The organism is Comamonas sp., assembly GCF_036666375.1.
Classification (GTDB): Bacteria; Pseudomonadota; Gammaproteobacteria; order Burkholderiales; family Burkholderiaceae_C; genus Comamonas.
Map to the genome: position 1 here is coordinate 1 of NZ_JAVWWA010000017.1, position 1,909 is coordinate 1,909.

Here is a 1,909-nt window from a genome sequence, read left to right on the forward strand (position 1 = left end):
GCCTACCTCAAGCTCAAGCTGCCGCAGGCCTTCGTGATCGCCGGCAACGTCGGCACGCCCGAAGCCGTGATCGAACTCGAAAGCTGGGGCGCGGACGCGACCAAGGTCGGCATAGGCCCGGGCAAGGTCTGCATCACCAAGCTCAAGACCGGCTTCGGCACGGGCGGCTGGCAGCTGTCGGCGCTCAAGTGGTGCGCGCGCGTCGCGACCAAGCCAATCATTGCCGACGGGGGCATTCGCAGCCACGGCGACATCGCCAAGAGCATACGCTTTGGCGCGAGCATGGTCATGATCGGCTCGCTGTTCGCGGGCCACGAGGAATCGCCGGGCAACACCGTCGAGGTCGATGGCGAGAAGTTCAAGGAGTACTACGGTTCGGCCTCGGACTTCAACAAGGGCGAGTACAAGCATGTCGAAGGCAAGCGCATCCTCGAACCCGTCAAGGGCACGCTGGCCAGCACGCTGATCGAGATGGAGCAGGACATCCAGAGCTCGATCAGCTACTCGGGCGGCAAGAAGCTCATGGACATCCGCAAGGTCAACTATGTGACGCTGGGCGGCGACAACGCGGGCGAACATCTGCTGATGTGAAGCCCGCAGCGGCGCTGCAAGCTCAGTGACAGCTTGGCGCGCCGATCGCGGTGATGATAGAGGCCCGGGGCATTGCATGCCCCGGGCTTTTTCCATTGCGGTGCACACGATGAATTCGCGGGTACCCGCCGCACTTCGTCAAGGATGTTTGAAGACATGCACCCTCACCCGTTGAAGATTGCTGTACTGGGCACCGGCATGATGGGTCTGCCCATGGCCCGCCGTCTGTGCCAGGCCGGCCACGAAGTCCATGCCTGGAACCGCACCCGCGCCCGCGCCCAGCCGCTGGCCGATGACGGTGCGCAAGTCCACGACACGGCGGCCCAGGCCGTGGCGGGCGCCGATATCGCCATCAGCCTGCTCGAGAACGGACCGGTGGTCGAAGACGTGCTGTTCAGCCAGGGCGCGGCGGCCGCCATGCGTGACGCCAGCCTGTTCATCGACATGGCATCGATCCAGCCCAGCGAAGCCCGCGACCATGCGGCGCGCCTGGGCGAACGCGGCATCGCCCATCTCGACGCTCCGGTGTCTGGCGGCACCGTGGGCGCCGAGGCCGGCACGCTGGCCATCATGGCCGGCGGCAGGCCTGCCGACTTCGAACGCGCACGCGTGGTTTTCAGCGCCTTGGGACGCGCGACCCATGTCGGACCCCACGGCGCTGGCCAGCTGGCCAAGCTCGCCAATCAGATGATTGTCGGCATCACCATAGGCGCGGTCGCCGAAGCACTGCTGCTCGCTGCCAAAGGCGGCGCAGACATGGCCAAGGTGCGTGAAGCAATAGGCGGCGGCTTTGCCGACAGCCGCATCCTGCAGCTGCACGGACAGCGCATGCTCGAGCGCGACTTCGCGCCGCGCGGGCGCATGACGGTGCAGCTCAAGGACCTGCGCAATGCGCTGGCCACGGCCGCGGAGATCGGCTTCGATGCACCGATCACCGGGCTGTTCGAGCAGCTGTACGCTGACAGCGTTGCCCATGGCCTGGGCGACCTGGACCACAGCGGGCTGTTTGTCGAACTGGCCAGCCGCAACGCCATGGGCTGATTTTTTTCTGCAGCCGTGTAAAAAATAGTGCATAATCCAGCTCTCGCTTGCAAACGCAAGGGAAAAGTGGGTTCTTAGCTCAGCTGGTAGAGCAGCGGACTCTTAATCCGTAGGTCGAGTGTTCGAATCACTCAGGACCCACCACTTTTTCAGCGCCTTGGTCGAAAGATCACTGCACAACGTTTTGGAAGTTCGAGGCCATCGGGCCTTGTTCCTTCAAGATGGGTTCTTAGCTCAGCTGGTAGAGCAGCGGACTCTTAATCCGTAGGTCGAGTGT

General features: G+C 63.8%; 2 protein-coding genes and 1 tRNA gene. All 3 read left to right on the forward strand.

Annotated elements, in window-relative coordinates; all coding sequences use genetic code 11:
* Nucleotides 1–591, forward strand: a 591-nt coding sequence (locus RR928_RS06310) for a GMP reductase (protein ID WP_332681819.1), incomplete at its 5' end; no start/stop codon positions are given.
* A gap of 156 nt (nucleotides 592–747) precedes the next feature.
* On the forward strand, nucleotides 748–1,632 hold the full coding sequence (locus tag RR928_RS06315; protein WP_332534059.1) for an NAD(P)-dependent oxidoreductase: 885 nt from the start codon (nucleotides 748–750) through the stop codon (nucleotides 1,630–1,632).
* Between the two features lie 68 nt (nucleotides 1,633–1,700).
* A tRNA-Lys gene (locus tag RR928_RS06320) sits at nucleotides 1,701–1,776 on the forward strand.
* Nucleotides 1,777–1,909 lie beyond the last annotated feature (133 nt).

Coding starts and splice junctions, on each gene's coding strand:
- RR928_RS06315 (WP_332534059.1), top strand. CDS start 748: ATGCACCCTCACCCGTTGAAGATTGCTGTACTGGGCACCGGCATGATG.